This is a genomic window from Paenibacillus sp. EPM92 (genome assembly GCF_016586185.1).
Classification (GTDB): Bacteria; Bacillota; Bacilli; order Paenibacillales; family NBRC-103111; genus Paenibacillus_G; species Paenibacillus_G validus.
Window position 1 is genome coordinate 1 of record NZ_BCPS01000002.1, and the last position, 1,307, is coordinate 1,307.

A 1,307-nucleotide genomic window follows, 5' to 3' on the forward strand; every position below is an offset into this window, starting at 1 on the left:
AGTATCACAACTAAGGGAATGGAAGAGATTAGTGCAAACTGATATTCAAATAATATAAGAACAAAAATTATAACTATTGGAAAGTGCTTAGAAGCATTGTCGAGAATGAAAAAGAACTTAAAAGAACTATTCCTACATTTTTGCTTAGTCCTAAAAAATTGAATATTTATGTAGGTAAAGACCACATAGCAATTGAATATTTAGGGACTTATAATCGCTCTATTATGCCCGAACAAGGGATAAATTGTGAGATATTTGACTACACTGAGGCAGATAATTTCTTAGAAGATATTGTTGGGATCAAGTATGATAATGGTCCGATGATAATTCCTATTGAAGATTCTATTGATGATCTATATGTTGCCACTCTAGAAGCAACGAGCATCCTTGCAGAAAACAATTGGAACTTTTTGGCTCAAGAAATGATTTTTGCTCTTAATGTTTCCGGTCTTGCACTTGGTAGTAGATTTACTCGCCTTCGTAATTGTTTCTTTTACGAAAAAAATGGAGATGGTTTAAAAGTTAGAAATATTAAATGGATGGACATATTCCCATTAAAGCGAAAGGATATAAATGAAGATACTGAAGAAGTTGAGATAAGTTTTCCTAACTTAGTGATGTTAGCAAATGCTGATGTTCATTATACATTGCCGGAAAAATTTGATTTCCAATATGACAAACTAATGATACTTAACCGATTTATAGAACTCTATAATTCAGAGGGGATATCTGAAACCACAATAACTAAGTTTTTAGCTGAACCTGAAAATGATTTCATTCTTAAAATGGCATTTTTCGGTAATAATTTGCACTCAGAGATAGAGAGTGAATGGGTCGGAAACCCTGATAGACCAGCCATTCGTCCGGACTTCTATATTACAGGAACTAATAGATTTAGTGATATTGTCGAATTTAAACTCCCTACTACTAAAAATGATACAATCACTGTGGGGCGTCAAAATCGAAAAACTTTTACATGGGTATATTGCACAGACTAGAGTTTATCGAGAGTATTTCGAAGATCCTCGTAACCGTCAACATATTAAGGATGTGTATGGTCTTAATATTCTTTATCCTAAACGTTATCTTGTTATTGGTCGTAGGTGGATGTTCGAGCCGGAGGTTTGGAGAGCTATAGAGAATGACTATAGAGATTTAAACATTCGTACTTATGATGATATTGTTGATACAGTCATGGGATACTTAATGTCTTAATCATCGGCGAGGCACCCATCAATTCTGCGGTGCCTCGTACTTTTCCTTCATCAACTACCATCTTTTTTGGTGTCTCAAGCATAAACTAATGG

At 34.3% G+C, this 1,307-nt stretch carries 1 protein-coding gene; it reads left to right on the plus strand.

Annotated features, from left to right (window positions below; all coding sequences use genetic code 11):
- The first annotated feature begins 83 nt into the window (after positions 1–83).
- On the plus strand, positions 84–998 hold the full coding sequence (locus tag JMF85_RS00030; RefSeq protein WP_201317503.1) for a hypothetical protein: 915 nt from the start codon (positions 84–86) through the stop codon (positions 996–998).
- The last annotated feature ends 309 nt before the right edge of the window (positions 999–1,307 follow it).